The sequence below is a fragment of the Citrobacter sp. Cpo032 genome (assembly GCF_030332975.1).
GTDB lineage: Bacteria > Pseudomonadota > Gammaproteobacteria > Enterobacterales > Enterobacteriaceae > Citrobacter > Citrobacter portucalensis.
The window spans coordinates 470,096-491,156 of the sequence record NZ_JAOWGU010000036.1 but is presented as its reverse complement, the minus strand read 5'-3'; the positions used below and the strand labels follow the sequence as shown (position 1 = coordinate 491,156).

Below are 21,061 nucleotides of genomic sequence, written 5' to 3'. Positions count from 1 at the left end.
GCGTCATTACTGCCGCCAGGTTTCATTGTTGAAAGGTTGAGGTTATTTATTTTCAATTAGATAGCTAACTGTCGCCGCGTACTGATGAACAAAAATATCAAGCGAGCTTGTGTCCATCCCCTGCGGATTCAGCTGATATTTTCCTTTGACGAACATCGCCGGAACCCCTCTAAGTTCAACATCCATGGCCGCTTTCTCCTGCTTAGCCACTAAGGCTTTCACAGCAAAGCTGTTCCACGCACCATCAAAGTCTTCTGCTTTGATACCGGCATCAATAAAAACGCTACGGATATCATCAATATTCTTGATGCTGAGTTTCTTTTGCACCGACTCGAACATAGGGGAAGTGATTTTGTCTTCAACGCCTAACGCGATTGCTACTGCCCAGGCCTGAGTCAGCTCTTTGCCTAATGGCGGAAGAAATTCGACGTGATACTTAACGATCTTCGCGTTTGCCGGTAGTTTTTCAGCGACTTTGTCTGAGACGTGAATGACCTGTTCAAACTGATAGCAATGCGGACAGTTGAACGAAAAAAACTCCATGACTTCGGGTGCATCAGGTACCGTTTTGCTCAAAGAAATGTACTGTTTCCCTTCATTAAACTGCGCTGCATTAACGGCGGTTGTGAGAAAAATGCAGGCAAAAGCTGCTAATAAAATCTTCATGATCCATAACTCCCGTACTGTACTCAGTGATAAGAAAATTTTTTTTCGCGTAATTTCGGTAACTTAGAGATCATTTCAGCACCAGGAAACGATGGCGTTTCATAAAGAGCTTTCTTTTTTGAATCTCATAGTATTATGATCATAATATAAAAGAACCCGCTGGTGCAAACTATGCCCAGCCCAAGGTCTTCTGCCTGCTCAAACACTCTGGAGATTTAAATGAAACCTGACAGTCGCGAGGCGGCCAAACTAGCCCGGCAGGAAGCGATTCTTAACGGGCCAGTCTTTAGCCCAATGATGCAGCTCGCTGTTCCTACGATCCTCGTTTTGATTGCGCAAACGTTAGTCAGCGTAGCTGAAACGTATTACGTATCGTTTTTAGGAACACCAGCGCTGATTGGCGTCGCACTTGTTTTCCCGGTATGGATGCTGATGACCATGATGGCTGCCGGTGGCATTGGTGGCGGTGTGGCCTCAGCTGTAGCTCGAGCAACGGGTGCCGGGAAACATGATGATGTTAATGCACTCATCCTGCATGCGGTTGTGGTAGCTATTGTCTTTGGTCTTGCCTTTACAGCTTTCTTTATCGGTCTGGGCGAACATATTTATGCGGCTATGGGCGGGTCTGGCGAGGCACTCAGTGCTGCACATGAATATTCTGTCTATGTATTTCTTGCATCTGTGCCGATCTGGATCGTCAATCTCCTTTCTGCCGTATTACGCGGTATTGGCAATGTTAAAGTACCTGCGACCGTCACGCTGATAGGCGCCCTGGTGCTGATCCCGCTTTCACCTTTACTGATTTTTGGCCTTGGGCCGATTGAGGGCTTCGGGTTAGCAGGGGCTGGCATTGCAATTAATATTTTTTACTGGGTCGCGGCAATAGCTATGCTGCGTTACATGTCCAGTGGGCGTGCTGGTATCCGGATGATGTTTGTAAGCTTACACTGGCCTCTTTTCCGCGAAATTCTCAATGTAGGTCTGCTTGCTGCACTGGGGACTATTCAGCTCAATGTAATGGTTTTACTGGTCACCGGCGCTGTGGGCGTGTTTGGTGTCAATGCAATAGGTGGTTTTGGTACAGCATCCCGTCTCGACTATGTTCTGATCCCCGTACTGTTCGGGATCGGTACGGCCATTGTGACGATGGTCGGAATTAACGTAGGTGCCCGTCAGATAGACAGAGCGAAACGTATTGCCTGGGTCGGTGTTGCTGTCAGTGTGGTATTCACCGAGGTTGTCGGCCTGTTTGTCGCAGTATTTCTTGGCGTCTGGCTTCGCCTGTTCACGCATGATGAAAGCGTTCTGGTTACTGGCGAGCTGTACCTGCAAATTGTTGCTCCCTTCTACGCAGCCAACGGCATTTTGTTTGCACTCGGGTTTGCTGCGCAGGGCAGCGGTTATATGTGGAAAATGTTCCTGGTCGGAACCGTTCGTTTAATCCTCGCAGCCGGTGGCGGATGGATTGCAGTCGAGTACTTCAATGTGGGTCAGGCCGGACTGTTTATTATCGTCATGGGATCTATGGTGATAGCCGCTCTTATGAGTGTCGTGATCGACCGCTCGGGGGCGATGTGGCCCAAATACAATAAGCAGAACTCGTCCGCGCTCAGGACGGTCCGGTCTTAAGCGGTTGTTGGTTACCAGATAAAGTTATAGATCGTAGTCTTTGCCCTGAATAGCATTATCGCCATAATGCTATTCAGATAATGCAGGATGAGGAACGTAGCATGAGATATTCCAAAGACCGTAAAGAAGAAACGCATAAAAAAATCGTCGAAGCTGCGTCAAAAAGGTTTCGCGCGGAAGGTATCGAAAAGGTAGGGGTTGCAACCCTTATGGCCGATGCCGAACTTACGGTGGGCGGCTTTTATAGCCACTTTAAGTCAAAAGAAGAGCTGATCAAAGAAGCGGTGTGTCTCGCGGCGGATGAAACATTTTGTGCAGCATTTGGCGATCCAAACAGCGATGAAAACCTCAGTATTAAACAGATACTGGACAGGTACCTCACACCCGAACATCGCGACTCGCCAGAGTTTGGATGCGTAATCGCGGCGCTAGCGTCTGAGCTGAGGACTCGGCCGGAAGACACACGTGACATGATGTCTGACAAGATAACCAGGATTATTGCACGTATTTCAGACTGTCTTTCCACAGACGCCGATCCGGCAACTCGTATGCGCGTTGCCGGAGCTATCTGGGCTGTCATGCTTGGAACATTGCAACTGGCCCGCATAATTCCTGATAAAGAGGTGTCGGATCAACTCCTTATCGATGGTAAAGCAAACGCATTAATGCTTGCAGAAAAAATGCCCATACAGGAGGGCAGGTAACAGAATTCATATGCTATTTCGATAGCATTTTAAATCACGACTAGACGACCGGTCTATTTGTTAAACAATAAAAGGAAAGTCCAGTGATCGACTCAACAAACCAACGTATCGTTCTGGCTTCACGCCCCGTCGGCGCGCCAACAGCTGAAAACTTCCGCTTAGAAACTGTTACTAAGCCGGAGCCAACAGAAGGCGAAGTCCTGCTGCGTACTATCTATTTGTCGCTTGACCCTTACATGCGCGGCCGTATGAGCGATGCGGAGTCTTACGCAGAATCCGTTGCCCTCAACGAGGTCATGGTGGGCGGGACTGTTTGTCAAATCGAAGTATCAAACAATCCTGACTTCAAAGTGGGTGAATGGGTGCTTGCGTACACAACAGGCTGGCAAAAGTATTCCATATCCAGTGGTGAAGGCCTTTTGAAGCTTGGTGACAACCCTGCAAATCCTTCATGGGCACTCGGTGTTCTGGGTATGCCAGGATTTACGGCGTATATGGGCTTGCTGGATATTGGTCAACCAAAAGCGGGAGAAACTGTCGTGGTTGCTTCGGCGACCGGACCAGTGGGTAGCACTGTTGGACAGATTGGCAAAATCAAAGGCTGTCGCGTTGTCGGCATTGCTGGCGGTGAAGAAAAATGTCGCTACGCGGTAGACGTGTTAGGTATGGATGCGTGTATTAACCACAAAGCGGATGACTTTGCTGAACAACTTGCAGCAGCATGTCCAGACGGCATTGATGTTTACTATGAAAACGTCGGTGGCAAAGTGTTTGATGCGGTTATGCCTTTACTGAATACTGCCGCCCGAATTCCTGTATGTGGTTTGATCTCTCTGTATAACGCGACGTCTCTTCCTGAAGGTCCGGATCGTCTTTCTCAGCTAATGGTTCAAATCCTGGTAAAACGCCTGAAAGTACAGGGGTTCATTATCTTTGAAGACTACAGCCACCGTTACAACGAGTTTGCAACTGACATGAGCCAATGGGTAGCAGAAGGTAAAGTCAAATATCGCGAGCAAATGGAAACTGGATTAGAAAACGCACCACAGCACCTGATTGGTCTGCTTGAAGGTAAGAACTTCGGTAAGTTAGTCATTGAAGTCGCTAAACCACTTTAATTGTAAAAGAGCGACATACCTGACCATAGGTATGTCTATTCCCAAATAGACGCTTCACTCATGTTTAATTTGCAAACAGACAGGTAATAAAATGAATATTCAGGGTAAAACAATTTTAGTAACAGGCGCCAATCGTGGTATTGGTGCAGAGCTTGTTAATGCTCTCATCTTGAATGGTGCAGGGAAAATTTATGCTGGCACCCGGGAACTGAGTAATTTACCGGATTTCGGTGATGACGGAGTTTTTTTTATCAAGCTTGATATTACCAAAGCCGAAGATGTTTCCGCAGCCGTTGAACAAATTGGCGCAATTGATATTTTAGTGAATAACGCCGGTGCAATGCTTTCTAATAATGCTGCAACTGCCACTCAGGAAGAATTATCTTCGGACATGGACGTTAACTACTTTGGTACCATGAGAGTCATGCAGGCTTTTATTCCTGCGATGGAGAAAAATGGTGGAGGTGTTATTGCCAACGTACTGAGCATACTGGCGCTGGCACCTATGTCATTTACAGCAGGTTATTCGGCATCTAAAGCGGCAATGCACTCAGCAACACAGGCCGCCAGGGGCCTTCTGAAAACAAAGAATATCAAAGTAGTGGGTATTTACCCAGGTCCGGTTGACACCCGAATGTCTTCCGAACTCCAGCTTGAAAAAACCTCAGCAAATAGTGCCGCAGAAGAGATTATTAAAGGACTGATTAACGACCTCGAAGATATTTATCCTGATCCTATTTCACAGCAGGCGTCTGGTTTCTGGGCGAGTAATCCAAAAGGACTGGAACATCACTTCTCTACATTTTGAAAATATTTTTTAGCATTACCATTACGCTAAATCAGAGACCAGATTAGTCTAATTCAATTAGATCTGCATGGCTGCATCTATATTGCCACTCTAATAATGGCTTTTATACTGCCATGCAGATTATAGTTATCTGGAGCAGAACGTAGTAATCCTATTGTTTATACTGAAATAAAAATACAACCATCCGGGAATAGTGCTGTCAGGCTGAAAGTGTCTTTGCAGCGCAAATACCTAATACACGTGAACAATTGAATTGGCGTGGCACTTGGTTTCCGGTATGGATGCTGATGACTATGATGGCCGCCGGGAGGATTGGTGGAGTCGTGGCTTCATCTGCCAGGAATCAGTTTTCCTATCACTTCACGCACTTAATAAAGAGGCATATCAATGACCATCCACCTCCGCACTTTTTTACTGACCGCGGTTGCGGCTTCTGTACTTGCGGCTTCTGCATTTGCGGCTTCTGCACCGACAGCACCGCGAGCTGGAGCCGAGGAAACTGGCCAGATTACATCCCTGAGAAATGGCAACATTGACCTGCGCCTGAAACACCATATAAAGAAAATAAACGGAATAAACATGCATTACGTTGAAGCCGGAGAAGGTCCTCTAGTGGTGCTCGTCCACGGATGGCCAGAGTCATGGTATTCATGGCGGTATCAGATCCCTGCACTGGTAAAAGCTGGATTTCATGTGGTCGTCCCAGACATGAGAGGTTACGGGCAAACGGAGGCTCCCAAGGATACGAAGAGTTATTCTTTGATGCGGATTGTCGGTGATTTAGTTGGCCTGGTGCACGCCAACAACGAAGAGCAAGCATACCTCGTCGGCCATGACTTTGGCGCTAGCGCTACGTGGCTGGCAGCTCAATTACGACCGGACATGTTCCCTGCCATCGCTGCACTTAGTGTCCCATTCACGGCGCGTGCGCCGATGCCGCCCCTTGAAATGCTTCGAAACATCCCTGGCAATAAAATGCATTATTGGACTTACTTCCAAAAAGAAGGTGTCGCTGAAGCAGAATTCGAACGGGATACGCGCGGCACCTTTATTCGCCTCTTCTCTCATGGTAAAGCGGACCCTTCGGGACGGCCGTTCCTGATGAACAAAGGTGATGGTTTTCTTACTTTCCAGTCTGTACCCGACAAACTCCCTAAATGGCTGTCGGAGAAAGACTTAGAGTACATTACGAATGAATTTCGTAAGACGGGTTTTCGAGGTGCATTCAATTGGTATCGGAACATCGACCAAAACTGGTATGACAGCGCCCCGCTGGAATCTGCAAAAATTCAACAGCCAGCCCTGTTTATCGCGGGCAGTGACGATCCCGTCATCGCCAATCCGAATGGCGAGGCCAGCCTGGCTGCTCTTCCGAATTTAGTTCCACAAGTGACACAAGTCATCATTCCACATGGCAGTCATTGGATACAGCAGGAACACAGTCAGGAGGTCAACCAGGCTCTCACAGAATATTTTACAAAGGTTCAGCAAAAATTGAATCGCTCCGAAAATTGAACCGCTTCTCGCACTGCGAGGGCACTTCAAATCATGGAGCGTCGGTGATTCGCAATACCAATGTGCTGGGCGATGCTCGTCGACAGCCAGGCTCTGGTGCAATGTAGATCAGATGAGGATCGGTTTTCCGATCCTCATGATGAGAGACAATCGGAATGTAAGTATCCCTGCAAAATGAACCATCAATGTTTAGAGGACCTCTGGCACCACAGCTTCCGCTCCTGGCACGAAGCGGATAAAGAATAAGAGATTGACAAAATCCTTACATCAATGGTTGCATGGTACAACTATTGTTGCAGGATAATGCTCATGATTTCTGAACTAAGTAATATACAAAACATACGTGCGGCATCACGCTTAATGGTGCGAGAGCTGGGGTTCATGAACCAAAACCTGGCTGCAACTGACTATCCTCCTTCAGCAGTTCACGCCATGCTTGAAATTGAAACTCATGGATCATTGACAGCCGCTCAACTGGTCCAGGTCTTGGGGCTAGAGAAATCCAGCGTTAGCCGCATGCTCGCTAAACTTGTCGAAGCCGGAGAGCTTAAAGAAAGTCCTTCTGCTGAAGATGCGAGGACAAAACGATTAAGCCTTACCGGGAAGGGCATGGAGACCGTACATAACATCAATACTTATGCTGACCAACGTGTCGGAGCGGCACTTGGTAAGCTCGATCCGTTTACACAACAAACTGTATTACAAGGTCTTTCTTCCTATGCCAGCGCGTTGAAAGCCTGTCGTGAAAGAATTGAAGGCAAAGTGTGTAACAGTTTCAAAATAGTAACGGGTTATCATCCCGGTATGATAGGTCGTATTACTGAAATGCATGGTAGCTATTACGCCAGAGAACATAACTTCGGCAGTTTTTTTGAAGGGAAGGTTGCCGCAGGTCTTGCTGATTTTTCTGACCGTCTGGACAAGCCATGTAATCAGATCTGGCTGGCAATGGTGAATGAACGCATAGTCGGCTCAGTTGCAATTGACGGTGAGGACCTTGGGAATAATGAGGCGCATCTGCGCTGGTTCATCCTTGAAGATGGGTGTCGTGGCAGCGGATTGGGTAGAAAGCTTGTTGGAGAAGCGATGAGATTTTGTGATGAGCAGAGATTCTCATCGGTACAATTGTGGACATTTAATAAACTTACTGCTGCAAGACGATTGTACGAATCATTTGGATTTGAATTATCGAAAGAATGGGAAGGCGATCAATGGGGGAATACTATTACTGAGCAACAGTTCACTCGAAAGTCATCTTAAAACCGCTAACCACTTACCCTGGCGGCCAGGATATTTTTGAATACTTGCATCTATCAGTTGAACTCACAGCAGATAACGTACGCTATGATTTAATAGTGAAACCGTCATTTTTTTCCCGAAAAGGGTCGTCAATTAACGAGGGGGTCGCTATGAACACTCAGCCTGTCATCGGGATTAGTGGATGTTTAACTGGTTCAGCCGTGCGATTCGACGGTGGGCATAAACGGATGGGGTTTGTGATGGACGACCTGGCTCAGTGGGTGACTTTCAAACCTGTCTGCCCAGAGATGTCCATCGGTTTGCCTGTACCACGTCCCGCGTTGCGTCTGGTTCAAACCGCCCAAGGGAATGTCCGCATCTGTTTTAGCCATGCGCCTGGTGAGGATGTAACCGATAAAATGTCCGATTTCACCAACTCATATCTTCAGGGACTTGGTGGCCTCTCGGGTTTTATCGTCTGTGCTAAATCACCGAGTTGCGGTATGGAAAGAGTGAGACTGTATGACGAGAAGGGAAATCGTGGGCGAAAAGAAGGGACTGGTCTGTTTACTGGCGCGTTAATGGAAACCTACCCGTGGTTGCCAGTCGAAGAAGATGGCCGCTTGCACGATCCAGTGCTGAGGGAGAACTTTGTCGAACGCGTGTTCGCATTGCATGAGCTTAACAGGCTGCGGGCCAATGGTCTTACTCGCCATGGCTTACTCAACTTTCACAGTCGCTATAAGCTCCAGCTTCTGGCTCATCACCAGGCCGGTTACCGGGAAATCGGCCCATTCGTTGCCTCGCTTCACCAGTGGGATGATTTGGACGCTTTTTTTGTTGTCTATCGTGAAAAGCTCATGACGATCCTGACAAAGCCCGCCTCACGGAAAAATCACACCAACGTACTGATGCATATCCAGGGCTACTTCCGCGAACGGTTGAACACACGCCAGCGCGGAGAGTTACGTGACGTTATCCTCAACTATAGCGGTGGGCTGCTGCCAATATTAGCGCCTCTGACGCTACTCAAGCACTATCTGGCTGAATACCCAGACAGCTATCTGCTTACCCAGAACTATTTTGATCCTTATCCGAATGATTTAGCGCTACGGTTGATGATCAAATAGCCTGGGAGCGATTCAACCGTTTCTGATTTTCTCATCGATACAAGGCTGAGGTTTACCAAACAGATATCCTTGGGCGAAATCGCAGCCCAGCGCCTGAAGGCTTTTTAGTTGTTCCTGCGTTTCAACACCTTCAGCAACAGCCTTCATATTGAGGGATTTCGCCATGCCGGTGATCAGTTTGATGATATTAAGCGCATCTTCCTGTGTGGATATTGAATGGACAAACGACTTGTCTATTTTAATTTTATCGAAGGCAAGCCTGCTCAGGCGCGAAAGGGAAGAATATCCGGTGCCAAAATCATCGATCGAGATTTTTACACCCATGGCTCTGAGTTTATTAAGTGTGTTCATCGGCGTCGTACTCTCAGTGAACAGAGAGGATTCTGTTACTTCCAGTTCAAGACGATCGGCTGGGAGTCCAGTTTCTTTCAGAATAGACAGTACGATACCGACAAAGGCTTTGCTGCTTAGCTGGACTGGAGAGACATTCACTGAAATTTTAGCCGGAACCGCCCAACAAGCCGCTTCCCGGCAGGCAATTTCAAGCACAGCTTTCCCCATCTCATTAATCATTCCGGTTTTTTCAGCAACAGGAATAAAGTTATCCGGTGACAGGAGGCCCTTTAGAGGATGGAGCCAACGAATTAGGGCTTCATAGCTATAAATTTCCTGGCTGAAGGAGTCAACAATGGGCTGATAATAAACCACGAATTCTTTGTTCACTATTGCCAATGCCATATCATGCTCAAGCGTTCTGCTTTCTTGTAGCTTTTCTAACATTCGTTGTCGGAAGACTTTTATCTTACCAGAGCCTTCACCTTTGGCTTCATAAAGGGCCAGATCGGCAAATTTATAAAGATAGTCGGAACGACGTTCAGTGTCTGAGATAACAATGCCAACACAGGTGGTTATGTTGATAATCGTGTTATAAATAGTGTAGGGCTGGCTGATAAACTCACATATTTTCTGGGCGCGCGAAACAGCGTGGCTTTCTGTCAGGCCACTTGAGAGAAACGCAAATTCATCTCCACCCAGGCGATACAGCGTATCCGAGGTAAGGCTCATCGAAACCAGTCGGTCTGATATCTGGCGTAGCAACATATCACCGGCATCATGACCATACGTATCATTTACCTCTTTGAATCGATCTAAATCAAACAACATCACAGTCACAGAATCGTGATTTTTTTCTGCTCTCTCAATTGTTTTATTTAAATCGCTCCAGAATAGCTGACGGTTATTCATCTCGGTAAGAGAGTCATGGTAGACGTCATATTCCAGTTTAGCATTCTGAATTTGCAGTTTTTCTTTAGATTTCTGCAGTTCTTCGGCAAGACTCTTGACCTGCAGGTGCGCCCGCAGAATATTTCTGTTTTGATAGAAAATGAGCACGCCCAGAATCGCACTCAGTATTATCAGCAGCACAGAGGTTGCAGAATAAATATAGTACAGCGTCTGAATTTTTTGGTTGGCGTTATTGATCGAGTTAACATCTTTGTTTAACGCACCAGATGAAAGACGACCCAGTGGCGCATCCAGAGTATGCATTTTTTTCAGATAAGCCTGGAGTGCTGAACGGTTCATTTTTTCTAGATTAACATCCAGAAAACTAAGGGTATTTTCAAGTTTTACCGCCAGCTCGCGGTGGGCTATATTGCTTTCGATGTAGCGCCCCAGGTCACCTTCTTTTATCAAATCACTCTGGCTAAGCATAATGTCGAGGCGCATGCGTACATCATCGAGATTCATCGTATCATCGATAGTGTAAAGACCAAGCAACGATTCAAATCGGTAATATTGTGATACCAGCTGAGCAGCAGACCAGGAATCGGTGTAGTGAGTCAGTTTCTGTAACTCTTGTTGCCGTTCATGCACGAGGAAAGAGATATACCCGGTAGATATAAAAAGAAAAAAGATGATGCCAGCCAGTATTCTGTTCATGATGTTCCTCTGAACGCTTACTCAATATCCATACTACTGACCTGCCATGCAGACCTTGAATAATATATCTGATTATTCAGTTCTGGCATGCTGTCATAGGGGTACACAATGAATAACGGGCCTTTGTCACGGATGCGCATATATTTTCCGTTGATTTTTAACGCAAGGATAGCATTGTATTTTTTGAAATCACTAAGAGGGATAACGGTGGTGTAGTCATTGAGCGCAGTGACCTTAACAACAGAGCCGTTCGCCCCGACATAATCCATGAGCTTTTGTAGCGGAATACCCGTAAAGGTAGTGCGCCCATTATACCAGGGGGAGGTGGTCTGGAAACTGACCATGCCCAGCTTCTCAAGGCTGGCGGTATCAAAAACGGCTTTCCCGTCTGCATTTGTATTTTCAATATTACCCGACAGCGTTAAAAGCACTTTACCGGTGGGCCTGGAAAGTTCACCTGCCCATAGCTGGGTGGAGAGTACAAAGCTTACCAACATGACCATTAATCGCATTCTTACCTCACCAATCAGCCGGATGTTAAAGAATTATAATTTAGATATCACGCTATTTATATATATTGCATGGGTATTATTGGTGTAATAACTTTAATGGCTTTTTAACTCTTTTAAATCAGTTAGTTAGTTGTTACCTGTTCTGCTGTGGTGCATTAAAAATGCTAGTGTGTTATTTGAGTAAAGCTAAATTTCACTATGTATGTACAAAAATAAATCATCTATTTACTCAGTGCCAATAAATACGCACGAAAATAAAGGTTTATTTTTTTCACTGCAGCTGGATTTGGTTGTTTACTGGTGGGTAACTATATCGGGCACGAAGCCGCCTTTAGTGGAGCGGGAGCGCTTCGTGTCGGTAATCAAGGACAGAAATTCTCTACGTGGCAAGTGCGGTCTATCTGAACCCGTTTATTCACCCGCCTGAGCTGACTGGCGGGCATACAGATAGGCGGTGGCCCTCGATACGCCCAGATGCTGTGCAACCGTATCCATAGATTTGCGTACGTTCAGCAAACCGTCCTGGCGTAATTGTTGAATCAGCAGCTTACGGTCTTGAGGTTTAAGGGCTCGGGCCGTCGTCGCGCGTTTAGCGGCAAAGTCATCAATACGCTGGCGGATGACTTCATTACTGCCGGGATCGATATGTTCCTTAATGGGGGAATTTTCAGTTTCAGTAAAACGCGCAAGAGCACTCTGCATACCACGGAACAGCGTCATATCGACATTCAGGCAAAGTGCCGCTACGTATTTGCCGTCTTCGTCCTTGATGCCAATGGAGGTACTTTTCACCGGACGGCCATCGGCAAACTGATTACTGTAGTTCGCAATGATGCTGGGAAAGTCAGGTGATGCGATTCTCGCCAGGCCAAGCTCGGTTGCTGGCTGGCCAGGTTGACGTCCGGAAAGATTATTATGGATGGATAAAATGGCATGTTCTGGATTTTTGAGGTCATGAACCACCACTTCGCAAAACGGAGAGAAGGTCTCACTCAATCCCCTGGCGATAGTATCAATTTGGCTGAGAAGCGAGTTATTGTCGGTTTTTGGCATGCCAGTCTCCTGCGGTGATGTCTGTTGCCATGATTGCGAGCAGTTTACAGTGACCTGGGAGCGTTTTTCCAGACGGGAGTGTACAGACAGTAAAAGTAGGGTATCTGCATGGCAGATACCCTGTTTATCATCCGGCCAGAAATTCACTGTAGCGACTGATATCCACGTTTCCACCGCTGATGATAATGCCGATTTTCTTGCCGCGAAGCTCAGCTTTACGCGCTCTGGCGGCAGCAAAACCCAAACACCCGGTCGGCTCAACGACGATTTTCATGCGTTCAGCGATAAATTTCATTGAGGCGATTAACTCAGCGTCTGAAACAGTCAGAATATCGTTCACGTTTTGCTTGATAATCTGAAACGTATAGTTCCCGAGATGTTGAGTCTGAGCACCGTCAGCAATGGTTTTGGGCGTATCGATATGAACTATTTTGCCGCTACGAAACGACTGTTGACCATCGTTACCCGCCTCAGGTTCGACACCATAGATGATGCAGTCAGGAGACAGATGTCTGGCCGCCAGGGCGGATCCTGAGAGCAGGCCGCCACCGCCCAGACACACGAAAAGGGCGTCTAACTGACCCACTTCTTCAATTAGCTCTTTTGTGGCGGTGCCCTGGCCTGCGATCACGTGCGGATGGTCGTAAGGGGGGATCAGCGTTAACCCCTGTTTCTCTGCCAGGTCCCGACCAATTTTTTCACGATCTTCAGTATAGCGATCGTAAGTTACCACTTTTCCGCCATAGCCTTTCGTCGCCGCAACTTTGGCCGCCGGGGCATCATGCGGCATGATAATTGTTGCTGGAATGCCTAACAACTTTGCCGACAAGGCAATGGCCTGTGCATGGTTGCCGGAAGAAAATGTCACGACGCCCGCAGCGCGTTGTTGTGGGGTGAACTGACGTAGCGCATTCATAGCGCCGCGAAATTTGAAGGCGCCCATTCTCTGGAAGTTTTCGCACTTAAAGAAGACTTCCGCGCCAAATTCTTCGTTAACCGTTCGGGAGGTCATCACCGGCGTTTTGTTAGCATAATCTGCGATGCGCTCTGCCGCAGCGGCAACATCGTAATAATCAGGCAGTGTCATTTCAGTCATTGTTGTTCACCTGTATGTTGTTAAACGTCACGCTTGCGGGGCCAACGCAATAGCTTCAACTTCCAGCGCAAAACCATAATGAAGTTCCGCAACACCTGCTACTGCACGGGATGGACGGAAATCACCGATCCACTCTCCATAGATTTTGTTAAACGTCGGCCACTGGTTCATATCCGTCACATAGACGCGAACAGACACCAGATGCTGACGTGATGCCCCAGCACCAGCCAGACAAGCATCAATATTCTTGAGTACCAGCCGGGTTTGATCTTCAAAAGAGGCATCCGCTTTTTTCTCGCCGTCGAAAGTGACCGGCAATTGCCCGGAAATGAAGACGAATCCTCCAGCCGTTGTACTGTGCGAGTAATGACCTGCTGGCGGGAAGCTTCCAGCAGATGAGTTCAGTGTAATGTCCGCGGTCATATGAGAATCTCCAGTCGCCGTTTGTGATTCATTTTGTATAAAATAATACTGTTTGTATTATTTTATACTCCTTCATAGTGCGTTCGGCCAGCGATAGTTTTCGCTAACGCTGATTTTGTGAACTACTGCAAACGTGGCACAGGCTAAATCACTGTCCTGGAGCGGTGACGGGGATATCGCTGTTGAAAGGGGAAAGCAGGGGGAAATGAAGAAACGCCCCGGGAGGGGGCGTCTAAGGCAAAAGTTTAGCTGATATGACCGTGGTTAATTTTACTTAGCGGTTCATTGATATCGAAGATTTTGAACGTTACTTCCTCCACACCCAGGTGCTTCAGGCGGGCGGTATGCTTTTTGATATAGGTCTGAGCGGTGTCTTCGTCCTGGAACAGGTAGATGCCTCCCGCTTCGTGATTTGCTTCGTTCTCGGTCCAGATTTTCCAGATGAACCCCGGCTCCTGGTTGATTGATTCTGCCAGTTCAACGAGCTGATTCGACATCTCAGCCCCAAACGGACCATGAAAATCAAAGTGTATCTGCACGAGTTTGTTCGACATAAATCCTCCATGGATTGGTTATTTTGGGTAAGGCTGCTAGCGCAACAGCACTTTACCGGTCAGATAAGTTATCGCCTGCCCACTGATATAAACACGGGTTCCTGCTAACTGGCAGCGTAAATCCCCGCCGCGTTCAGAGACCTGGCGTGCCAGCATCTGTGTTTTATTCAGTTTTTCAGCCCAGTAAGGGATCAGCATGCTATGTGCTGAGCCTGTGACCGGGTCTTCCGCGACGGCTTCACCCGGGCAGAAGAAACGGCTGACAAAATCGTATTCCCCGTCACCCGACGCGGTGATGCATACCATTTTCCCCAGCGGAATCATGGCGTGGATGTTGGGGCGAACAGCCTCAACCTGCTGTTGATTTTCCAGCACTACCATGTAATCGCGTGCCACACGCACCTCTTTGTATTCGGTGATGCCTAATGTTTCCAGCAGTAAAGCGGGCGGCATGGCAGATTCGCTTTGCCAGGCTGGAAAATCAAGCGTCAGCCATTCACCGCAGCGCGTGACCGTCAGCGGTCCTACAAAGCGGGTAGCAAAATGGATTTTCGTATCCGGGTAATCCAGATGTTCAAAGATGACATGCGCAGCGGCAAGCGTGGCATGCCCACACAGATTGATTTCACCTTGAGTGGTAAACCAACGCAGCTCAAAGCCATTCTCATTGGCGACAAAAAAAGCAGTTTCTGACTGGTTATGCTGCTGCGCCATCTTTAATAATGTTTCATCGGGCAACCAGTCCGTGAGCGGACAGACAGCTGCGGCATTACCGCCAAATGTCGTGGTGGTAAAGGCATCCACCATGTAAAAATCGATTTGTTGCACAGAGTAACCCTCTCATCGCACTCAGGATAAATCACACTCTACCATGTCAGCCATTGGGTCAATGCTCAGATTCGCCACTGTGGTGAAAATTCGTTATCATCCGTTCCCACACCTCATTCTGGCCGCCTGATGTCTACGATCTTCGATACCTTTATTGCCCCGCCTTGCCATGACGAGATAGAGACCCTCTATCAGGACGAGCATCTGGTGCTCATCAATAAACCCAGCGGGTTGCTTAGCCTGTCGGGCAAAAATCCGCAGAATCTCGATTCGGTACATCACCGGCTGGTACAGATTTACCCTGGCTGCACGCTGGTACATCGGCTTGATTTCGGCACCTCTGGGCTGATGGTGGTCGCTCGTAACAAGGCTATTAACGCCGCGCTTTGCCAGCAGTTCAGCCAGCGGACGGTCACTAAGGTGTACAGTGCGCTGTTATGCGGGCATCTGGAGAACGACGAAGGGGTTATCGACGCCGCGATTGCCAAAGACCCGGCGCTGTTTCCATTGATGTCGATTTGTGCTCTCAACGGCAAACCCGCGCGCTCGCGCTATCAGGTTGTCGAGCGTTTTTATCATCGTCAGGAAGAGGGGACGTTGCTCCCCTTGACGCGGGTGCAACTGACCCCTGAAACCGGGCGCACCCATCAACTACGGATCCATTGTCAGCAGTTGGGACATCCTATTTTGGGGTGCGATCTGTACGGTGGACGTCTGCTGCCGGGGACTGAACAAACGTCACGGCTGATGCTACATGCCAGTGAACTGCATTTCAGGCATCCCATTAGTGAAGCGTGGATGAACGCCAAAAACGCCAGCCCGTTTTGAGGCGAAAAAAAGCCGCCTGGCGGCGGCTTTTATGAGATTATCGCGCAGCGCGTTGTAAAATAACCGCTGACGGCTGGCGTTGTAGAAACCGCATCCGCAGCATCATCAGTACCGCCGCAGAGGTCAGGCCTATAATAAAGCCCATCCAGAATCCCGCCGGTCCCATCCGGTCAACTACCAGATCGGTAAGCGCCAGAATATAACCGCTCGGCAGACCCAGCACCCAGTATGCCGTAAAGGTAATAAAGAAAATGGAACGCGTATCTTTATAACCACGCAGGATCCCGCTGCCAATAACCTGGATAGAGTCCGAAATTTGATACACAGCGGCCAGTAACATGAGCTGAGCCGCCAGGGCGACAACTTCCGGGTTATTGTTATAGAGCAGGGCAATATGCTCGCGGAATGTCACGGTGAAAATCGCCGTTACGACCGCCATGCACACACCAACACCCAGACCCGTTCTGGCTGCGGTTTGCGCATCCAGCGTGGAACCCTGGCCCAGACGATAGCCGACACGAATGGTGACGGCGGCAGCCAGAGACATCGGCAGGACGAACATTAACGAGCTGAAGTTCAGTGCGATTTGGTGTCCGGCTACGTCGACAATCCCCAGTGGAGAAACCAGCAGCGCGACCACCGCAAACAACGTCACTTCGAAAAATAACGCCAGCGCGATAGGTAAACCCAGCTGTACCAGACGCTTCATTACTGCGGTGTCAGGTTTCTGGAAACCACGCTCATTACGGATATCGCGCATTGAACGCGCACGTTTGATGTAAGAGAGCATGGCGATAAACATCACCCAGTAAACCGCTGCTGTTGCCACACCACAACCCACGCCACCCAGTTCCGGCATGCCTAAATGCCCATAGATGAAAACATAGTTAACCGGAATGTTCACCAGCAGGCCGAGAAATCCCATCACCATCGCCGGTTTAGTCTTGGCTAATCCTTCGCACTGGTTACGGGCTACCTGGAAGAACAGATAACCCGGTGCGCCCCACAGCAGGGCACGCAGGTAGCCAACGGCTTTATCCGCCAGTGCCGGGTCGATGTTATGCATGGAGCGAATAATGTACCCCGCATTCCATAGCACAACCATAATCAGCACGGAGACGCTGCCCGCCAGCCAGAATCCCTGACGTATTTGATGGGCGATACGGTCGCGGCGTCCGGAACCATTGAGTTGCGCAATTACCGGCGTCAACGCCAGCAGTAGTCCGTGACCAAACAGAATGGCCGGTAGCCAGATGGACGTACCAATGGCGACTGCCGCCATATCCGTCGCGCTGTATCCGCCCGCCATGACGGTATCAACGAATCCCATTGCGGTTTGAGCGATTTGCGCAAGAATCACCGGAATTGCCAGAGCTAATAACTGACGCGCTTCACTTACATACTTTTGCACGTGTACACCACTATATTGTTGTTATTTGAGAGACTAAAAAAGCCGCCTTATATGGCAGCAAGGAGAAAAAGCAGGGGAAATTTCAGTCTATTGTAGCGAGGAATACGTAATTCTCCAGTGAAAAAACAGGCGCTGGTGGCGCATTGCTGGCAACCTGAATTTCCACCTGCTATTGTGCTGTGCAGAGATGTCTTAATTGAGTTCAGGAGTAGGAAGTATGTTTACGGGTATTGTGCAGGGCACCGCAAAATTGGTGTCCATTGATGAAAAACCGAATTTTCGTACGCATGTTGTGGAGTTGCCTGAATATATGCTGGATGCGCTGGAGACCGGTGCATCGGTTGCCCACAATGGGTGCTGCCTGACGGTCACCGAAATTAACGGTAACCAGATAAGCTTCGACCTGATGAAAGAAACGCTGCGTATCACCAACCTGGGCGATCTGAAGGTTGGAGATTTGGTTAACGTTGAACGTGCGGCAAAATTCAGTGATGAGATTGGCGGACATTTAATGTCGGGCCATATTATGACCACTGCCGAAGTGTCGAAAATTCTGACCTCGGAGAATAACCGTCAGGTGTGGTTTAAAGTCCAGGATCCGTCGCTGATGAAATATATCCTGTACAAAGGATTTATTGGTATTGACGGTATCAGTCTGACGGTCGGTGAAGTGACGCCGACACGTTTCTGTGTGCATTTGATCCCGGAAACGCTGGAGCGTACGACGCTTGGCAAGAAAAAGCTGGGCGCACGGGTTAATATCGAAATCGATCCCCAAACGCAGGCGGTGGTTGATACCGTTGAGCGTGTCCTGGCGGCGCGTGAAAGCGCCATCAGCAACATAACGGGCGAAGCGGGAGCCTAAGCCTGAGAGTAAAGCCCCCGTTGCTACGGGGGCGAAAACGATTAGCGGGGAACGCGCAGACCGTGTTCAACACCGCGGGAAAAGACCACCTGCCATAGCTGAATATCTCGAGCACGAAACGCCCCGGCGCAGGCGTTCAGATAATAGCTGAACATCCGCTTGAAACGTTCGGTGTAGTTATCGGCGATTTCAGGCCAGGAGCTCATGAAACGCTCGTGCCATGCCATCAGCGTCGTGTCGTAATCCGCGCCAAAATTATGCCAGTCTTCCATCACAAAATGCGGTTCGCTGGCGTTGGCAATCTGGCGAACTGACGGCAAACACCCGTTTGGGAAGATATACTTATTGATCCACGGATCAACGTTATTGTCGGTTTTTTTGGAGCCGATGCTGTGCAGTAAAAAGAGACCATCCGGTTTTAAATTACGATCGACCACCTCAAAATAGGTGGCGTAGTTCTTCGGTCCAACATGTTCAAACATGCCGACGGAGACAATGCGGTCGAATTTGTCGTTCAGGTCGCGATAATCCTGCAGCAAAATGGTGACATCCAGCCCCGCGCAACGTTCCTGTGCCATTTTCTGCTGTTCTGCCGAAATGGTCACACCCACCACGCTCACGCCATATTGCGATGCCATAAACTGGGATAAACCACCCCAGCCACAGCCAATATCAAGCACCCGCATTCCTGGCTTCAGTTGCAATTTTTCAGCAATCATTTTGAGCTTCGCCTGCTGGGCAGATTCCAGAGTGTTGGCATCTTTCCAGTAGGCGCAGGAATACTGCATATAGGGGTCAAGCATGCGGGTAAAGAGATCGTTGCCCAAATCGTAATGTTCTTTGCCGACCATCCACGCACGTTTTTTGGTCTGTAAATTGAACAGGCGAGCCGTGGCGATACGTAGCGTATCTTTAAAGTGGCGGGGGAGTTGGTTTTCAAGACCGGCGCGCAAGACTTTACTAAAAAACATGTCCAGCCGGTCGCATTCCCACCAGCCATCCATATAACTTTCACCCAACCCTAACGATCCTTCCTGCAATACGCGTTTGAAAAAATCGGGGTTCTTTACTCGAATATCAGCCGGTGCAGGGCCATTAATAGCAATACCTGCACGGCTCAATAATTCATTGGTAATGCGGTACCAGTCATCATCCGGTACGCTGACGTCTTCTATACATGATGAACTCATAGCTTCTCCATCACTGGTCGGTGATCAGAACCTTAAAACAGCGTAGACGCTTTTTTGGGCTTTGTGAGAAATCTCACGGAATTAATCCGCGAATCTATAATCCGACGTAGAACAGAGGAAGGGAGAAACCCTTGCCGAAAAGGCCATCCGTGGTAAAACGGGAACGTTCTTGTCCCCGTTAACGCATTAAAATTATCGTTTTTTTAACAACTGAAAATCAGTATATGCCTGAATTTTTGACGATTCAACCAATAATTGTTAGCGGGCTAACTAAATGCCCGCAACCATTATTAGTGCGACTCTCCGTGGGCAACTTGCGCACGATCATCTGTTTGCGGGGCGTCAGTTTTCTGCGACTGCATTTTGTAACCCACAGCAGCCAGCAATACTGTTGTCAGCATAACGCTGGTGGTGGTCAGCAGCGGGGTGGCAATCAACCAGGAAACGACAAGGCTTGCCAGGAAGCATAAACCCAGTTGCAGCGTATTCTGCAATGCGGCTGCGCGTCCCGTGGCCTGTGGGAAAGGGCGTAATGCCTGCGCGACAACGATAGGGTAGATCGCGCCGTTCGCAATCGCCATAACGCAGAATGGGATCAGGATTTCAGCCAATGCAACATGATGAATAAAGCCGGTCGCCCAGGTGCCTACAACGCTGAAGGCATACAGAATGAGTAACCAGGGCAGCAGCTGACGACCCTGCCATTTTTGCAGCGCTGCACGACAGCCGTAACCACCAATTAAGAAGGCGATAGTTTGCGGAACATAGCTCAGACCAATTACCGCTGGGCTATAACCCATTTCGCTGAGGATGAACGGGGAACCCGTCAGCCATGCGAAAAAGCTCGCGGAACAGGCGGCATAAATCAGCACGTTTCCACGGTAAGTTTTCGAGCGCAGCAAGGTGGCGAAAGTCAGTTTATCCTGGCTGTCATCGCGCGCTTTAGCCGTTGGCTTTAGACGCAGAGCCGGAAGCATCAGAATCAGAGTAATGGCAAACAGAGTGGCAAAAATGGCCTGCCAGGAAAAATGTACCAGGATCCAACTACCTAATAGCGGGGCGAGTGCAGGAGATAACCCGACCAGCGGCATAATAGTGGCAAAGATGCGGTTTACTTTTTGTGAAGGATAATAATCGGTCACCAGCGCTTGCCAGATAACCGATGCCGCACAGACGCCAACGGCCTGAACAAATCGCAGTACCAGCAGACCAGTGGCGTTTTCAACCCACAGCATGCCCAGACTGCCCAGTGCAAAGATAGATAAACCCAGTAGCAAAATAGGTTTGCGACCGTAGTGGTCGGAAAGTGGCCCCCACAAAAGTTGCGCGACGGCAAAACCGGCTAAGAACAAGCTCAGGCTGGCGCTGACGGCAGATGCAGGTGTTTGCAGATCGGACTGAATAGCAGCAAAGGCGGGTAGATACATATCCGTTGCCAGAAAACCGAGCACGCTAAGACCTGCCAGCCAGACTAAAAACCCTTTCCCAGGTTGCATCATCATTTCTCTTTTTTAGCAGTAGAACAATGCCGCTGAGTGTAGTGAGTGTAAT

At 48.7% G+C, this 21,061-nt stretch carries 20 protein-coding genes; 9 read left to right on the top strand and 11 right to left on the bottom strand.

Going from position 1 to position 21,061, the window contains the following annotated elements; translation table 11 throughout:
- Positions 1 to 42 precede the first annotated feature (42 nt).
- Entirely contained in the window at positions 43 to 666 is a 624-nt protein-coding gene (gene dsbA / locus OGY33_RS08615) for a thiol:disulfide interchange protein DsbA (protein WP_191238542.1), read from the bottom strand.
- A 219-nt stretch (positions 667 to 885) separates the two neighbouring features.
- Between dsbA and OGY33_RS08610 the strand changes: the two genes are divergently transcribed.
- The 7 genes from OGY33_RS08610 to OGY33_RS08580 all read left to right on the top strand — a co-directional run bounded on the left by OGY33_RS08610 (position 886) and on the right by OGY33_RS08580 (position 8,809).
- A complete protein-coding gene (locus OGY33_RS08610) occupies positions 886 to 2,295 on the top strand; it encodes an MATE family efflux transporter (protein WP_149607188.1) in 1,410 nt (469 codons plus the stop codon).
- A gap of 101 nt (positions 2,296 to 2,396) precedes the next feature.
- Positions 2,397 to 2,999, top strand: coding sequence for a TetR/AcrR family transcriptional regulator (locus OGY33_RS08605; RefSeq protein ID WP_188110079.1), 603 nt, complete (start codon positions 2,397 to 2,399; stop codon positions 2,997 to 2,999).
- Between the two features lie 83 nt (positions 3,000 to 3,082).
- Positions 3,083 to 4,117 carry an NADPH-dependent curcumin/dihydrocurcumin reductase gene (curA, locus tag OGY33_RS08600; RefSeq protein ID WP_149607190.1) on the top strand — a complete coding sequence of 345 codons (1,035 nt, stop codon included), beginning with the start codon at positions 3,083 to 3,085 and terminating at the stop codon, positions 4,115 to 4,117.
- 91 nt (positions 4,118 to 4,208) lie between these two features.
- Positions 4,209 to 4,925 (top strand): SDR family oxidoreductase, encoded by a 717-nt coding sequence (locus OGY33_RS08595; protein WP_191238541.1) that lies wholly within the window; start codon positions 4,209 to 4,211, stop codon positions 4,923 to 4,925.
- Between the two features lie 387 nt (positions 4,926 to 5,312).
- Positions 5,313 to 6,440, top strand: a complete 1,128-nt coding sequence (locus tag OGY33_RS08590; protein ID WP_223123740.1) for an alpha/beta fold hydrolase — start codon at positions 5,313 to 5,315, stop codon at positions 6,438 to 6,440.
- A 309-nt stretch (positions 6,441 to 6,749) separates the two neighbouring features.
- The gene (locus OGY33_RS08585) at positions 6,750 to 7,700 is read left to right on the top strand and encodes a bifunctional helix-turn-helix transcriptional regulator/GNAT family N-acetyltransferase (RefSeq protein ID WP_174770311.1); all 951 of its coding nucleotides are present in this window, start codon (positions 6,750 to 6,752) and stop codon (positions 7,698 to 7,700) included.
- A 149-nt stretch (positions 7,701 to 7,849) separates the two neighbouring features.
- Positions 7,850 to 8,809, top strand: a complete 960-nt coding sequence (locus OGY33_RS08580) for a YbgA family protein (RefSeq protein WP_191238540.1) — start codon at positions 7,850 to 7,852, stop codon at positions 8,807 to 8,809.
- A gap of 12 nt (positions 8,810 to 8,821) precedes the next feature.
- On the opposite strand, the gene OGY33_RS08575 is transcribed toward OGY33_RS08580, so the two are convergent.
- From OGY33_RS08575 to OGY33_RS08545, 7 genes are all read right to left on the bottom strand, one after another.
- Positions 8,822 to 10,750, bottom strand: a complete 1,929-nt coding sequence (locus OGY33_RS08575; RefSeq protein WP_048235445.1) for a putative bifunctional diguanylate cyclase/phosphodiesterase — start codon at positions 10,748 to 10,750, stop codon at positions 8,822 to 8,824.
- A 17-nt stretch (positions 10,751 to 10,767) separates the two neighbouring features.
- Entirely contained in the window at positions 10,768 to 11,262 is a 495-nt protein-coding gene (locus OGY33_RS08570; RefSeq protein ID WP_003832739.1) for a putative pterin-binding protein, read from the bottom strand.
- A gap of 411 nt (positions 11,263 to 11,673) precedes the next feature.
- Positions 11,674 to 12,315, bottom strand: coding sequence for a helix-turn-helix transcriptional regulator (locus OGY33_RS08565; protein WP_008784655.1), 642 nt, complete (start codon positions 12,313 to 12,315; stop codon positions 11,674 to 11,676).
- 127 nt (positions 12,316 to 12,442) lie between these two features.
- Positions 12,443 to 13,411 carry a threo-3-hydroxy-L-aspartate ammonia-lyase gene (locus OGY33_RS08560; protein ID WP_149607194.1) on the bottom strand — a complete coding sequence of 323 codons (969 nt, stop codon included), beginning with the start codon at positions 13,409 to 13,411 and terminating at the stop codon, positions 12,443 to 12,445.
- 27 nt (positions 13,412 to 13,438) lie between these two features.
- Positions 13,439 to 13,834 carry a RidA family protein gene (locus tag OGY33_RS08555; protein ID WP_003832744.1) on the bottom strand — a complete coding sequence of 132 codons (396 nt, stop codon included), beginning with the start codon at positions 13,832 to 13,834 and terminating at the stop codon, positions 13,439 to 13,441.
- Between the two features lie 245 nt (positions 13,835 to 14,079).
- On the bottom strand, positions 14,080 to 14,388 hold the full coding sequence (locus OGY33_RS08550) for a monooxygenase (RefSeq protein ID WP_008784658.1): 309 nt from the start codon (positions 14,386 to 14,388) through the stop codon (positions 14,080 to 14,082).
- Between the two features lie 36 nt (positions 14,389 to 14,424).
- On the bottom strand, positions 14,425 to 15,216 hold the full coding sequence (locus tag OGY33_RS08545; RefSeq protein ID WP_048214274.1) for a PhzF family phenazine biosynthesis protein: 792 nt from the start codon (positions 15,214 to 15,216) through the stop codon (positions 14,425 to 14,427).
- 129 nt (positions 15,217 to 15,345) lie between these two features.
- Here OGY33_RS08545 and OGY33_RS08540 point away from each other — a divergent pair, with 129 nt between their 5' ends.
- A complete protein-coding gene (locus tag OGY33_RS08540) occupies positions 15,346 to 16,044 on the top strand; it encodes an RluA family pseudouridine synthase (RefSeq protein WP_008784660.1) in 699 nt (232 codons plus the stop codon).
- Between the two features lie 37 nt (positions 16,045 to 16,081).
- Here the strand turns inward: OGY33_RS08540 and mdtK are convergent, their stop codons facing one another.
- The gene (gene mdtK, locus OGY33_RS08535; protein ID WP_003836464.1) at positions 16,082 to 17,455 is read right to left on the bottom strand and encodes a multidrug efflux MATE transporter MdtK; all 1,374 of its coding nucleotides are present in this window, start codon (positions 17,453 to 17,455) and stop codon (positions 16,082 to 16,084) included.
- A 217-nt stretch (positions 17,456 to 17,672) separates the two neighbouring features.
- Between mdtK and OGY33_RS08530 the strand changes: the two genes are divergently transcribed.
- Positions 17,673 to 18,320 carry a riboflavin synthase gene (locus OGY33_RS08530; protein ID WP_003832752.1) on the top strand — a complete coding sequence of 216 codons (648 nt, stop codon included), beginning with the start codon at positions 17,673 to 17,675 and terminating at the stop codon, positions 18,318 to 18,320.
- Positions 18,321 to 18,361: 41 nt separating this feature from the next.
- Here OGY33_RS08530 and cfa read toward each other — a convergent pair whose 3' ends face one another.
- Positions 18,362 to 19,510, bottom strand: coding sequence for a cyclopropane fatty acyl phospholipid synthase (cfa, locus tag OGY33_RS08525; protein ID WP_048214272.1), 1,149 nt, complete (start codon positions 19,508 to 19,510; stop codon positions 18,362 to 18,364).
- 290 nt (positions 19,511 to 19,800) lie between these two features.
- Positions 19,801 to 21,006, bottom strand: a complete 1,206-nt coding sequence (gene punC, locus OGY33_RS08520) for a purine nucleoside transporter PunC (protein ID WP_032943314.1) — start codon at positions 21,004 to 21,006, stop codon at positions 19,801 to 19,803.
- Between the last annotated feature and the right edge of the window lie 55 nt (positions 21,007 to 21,061).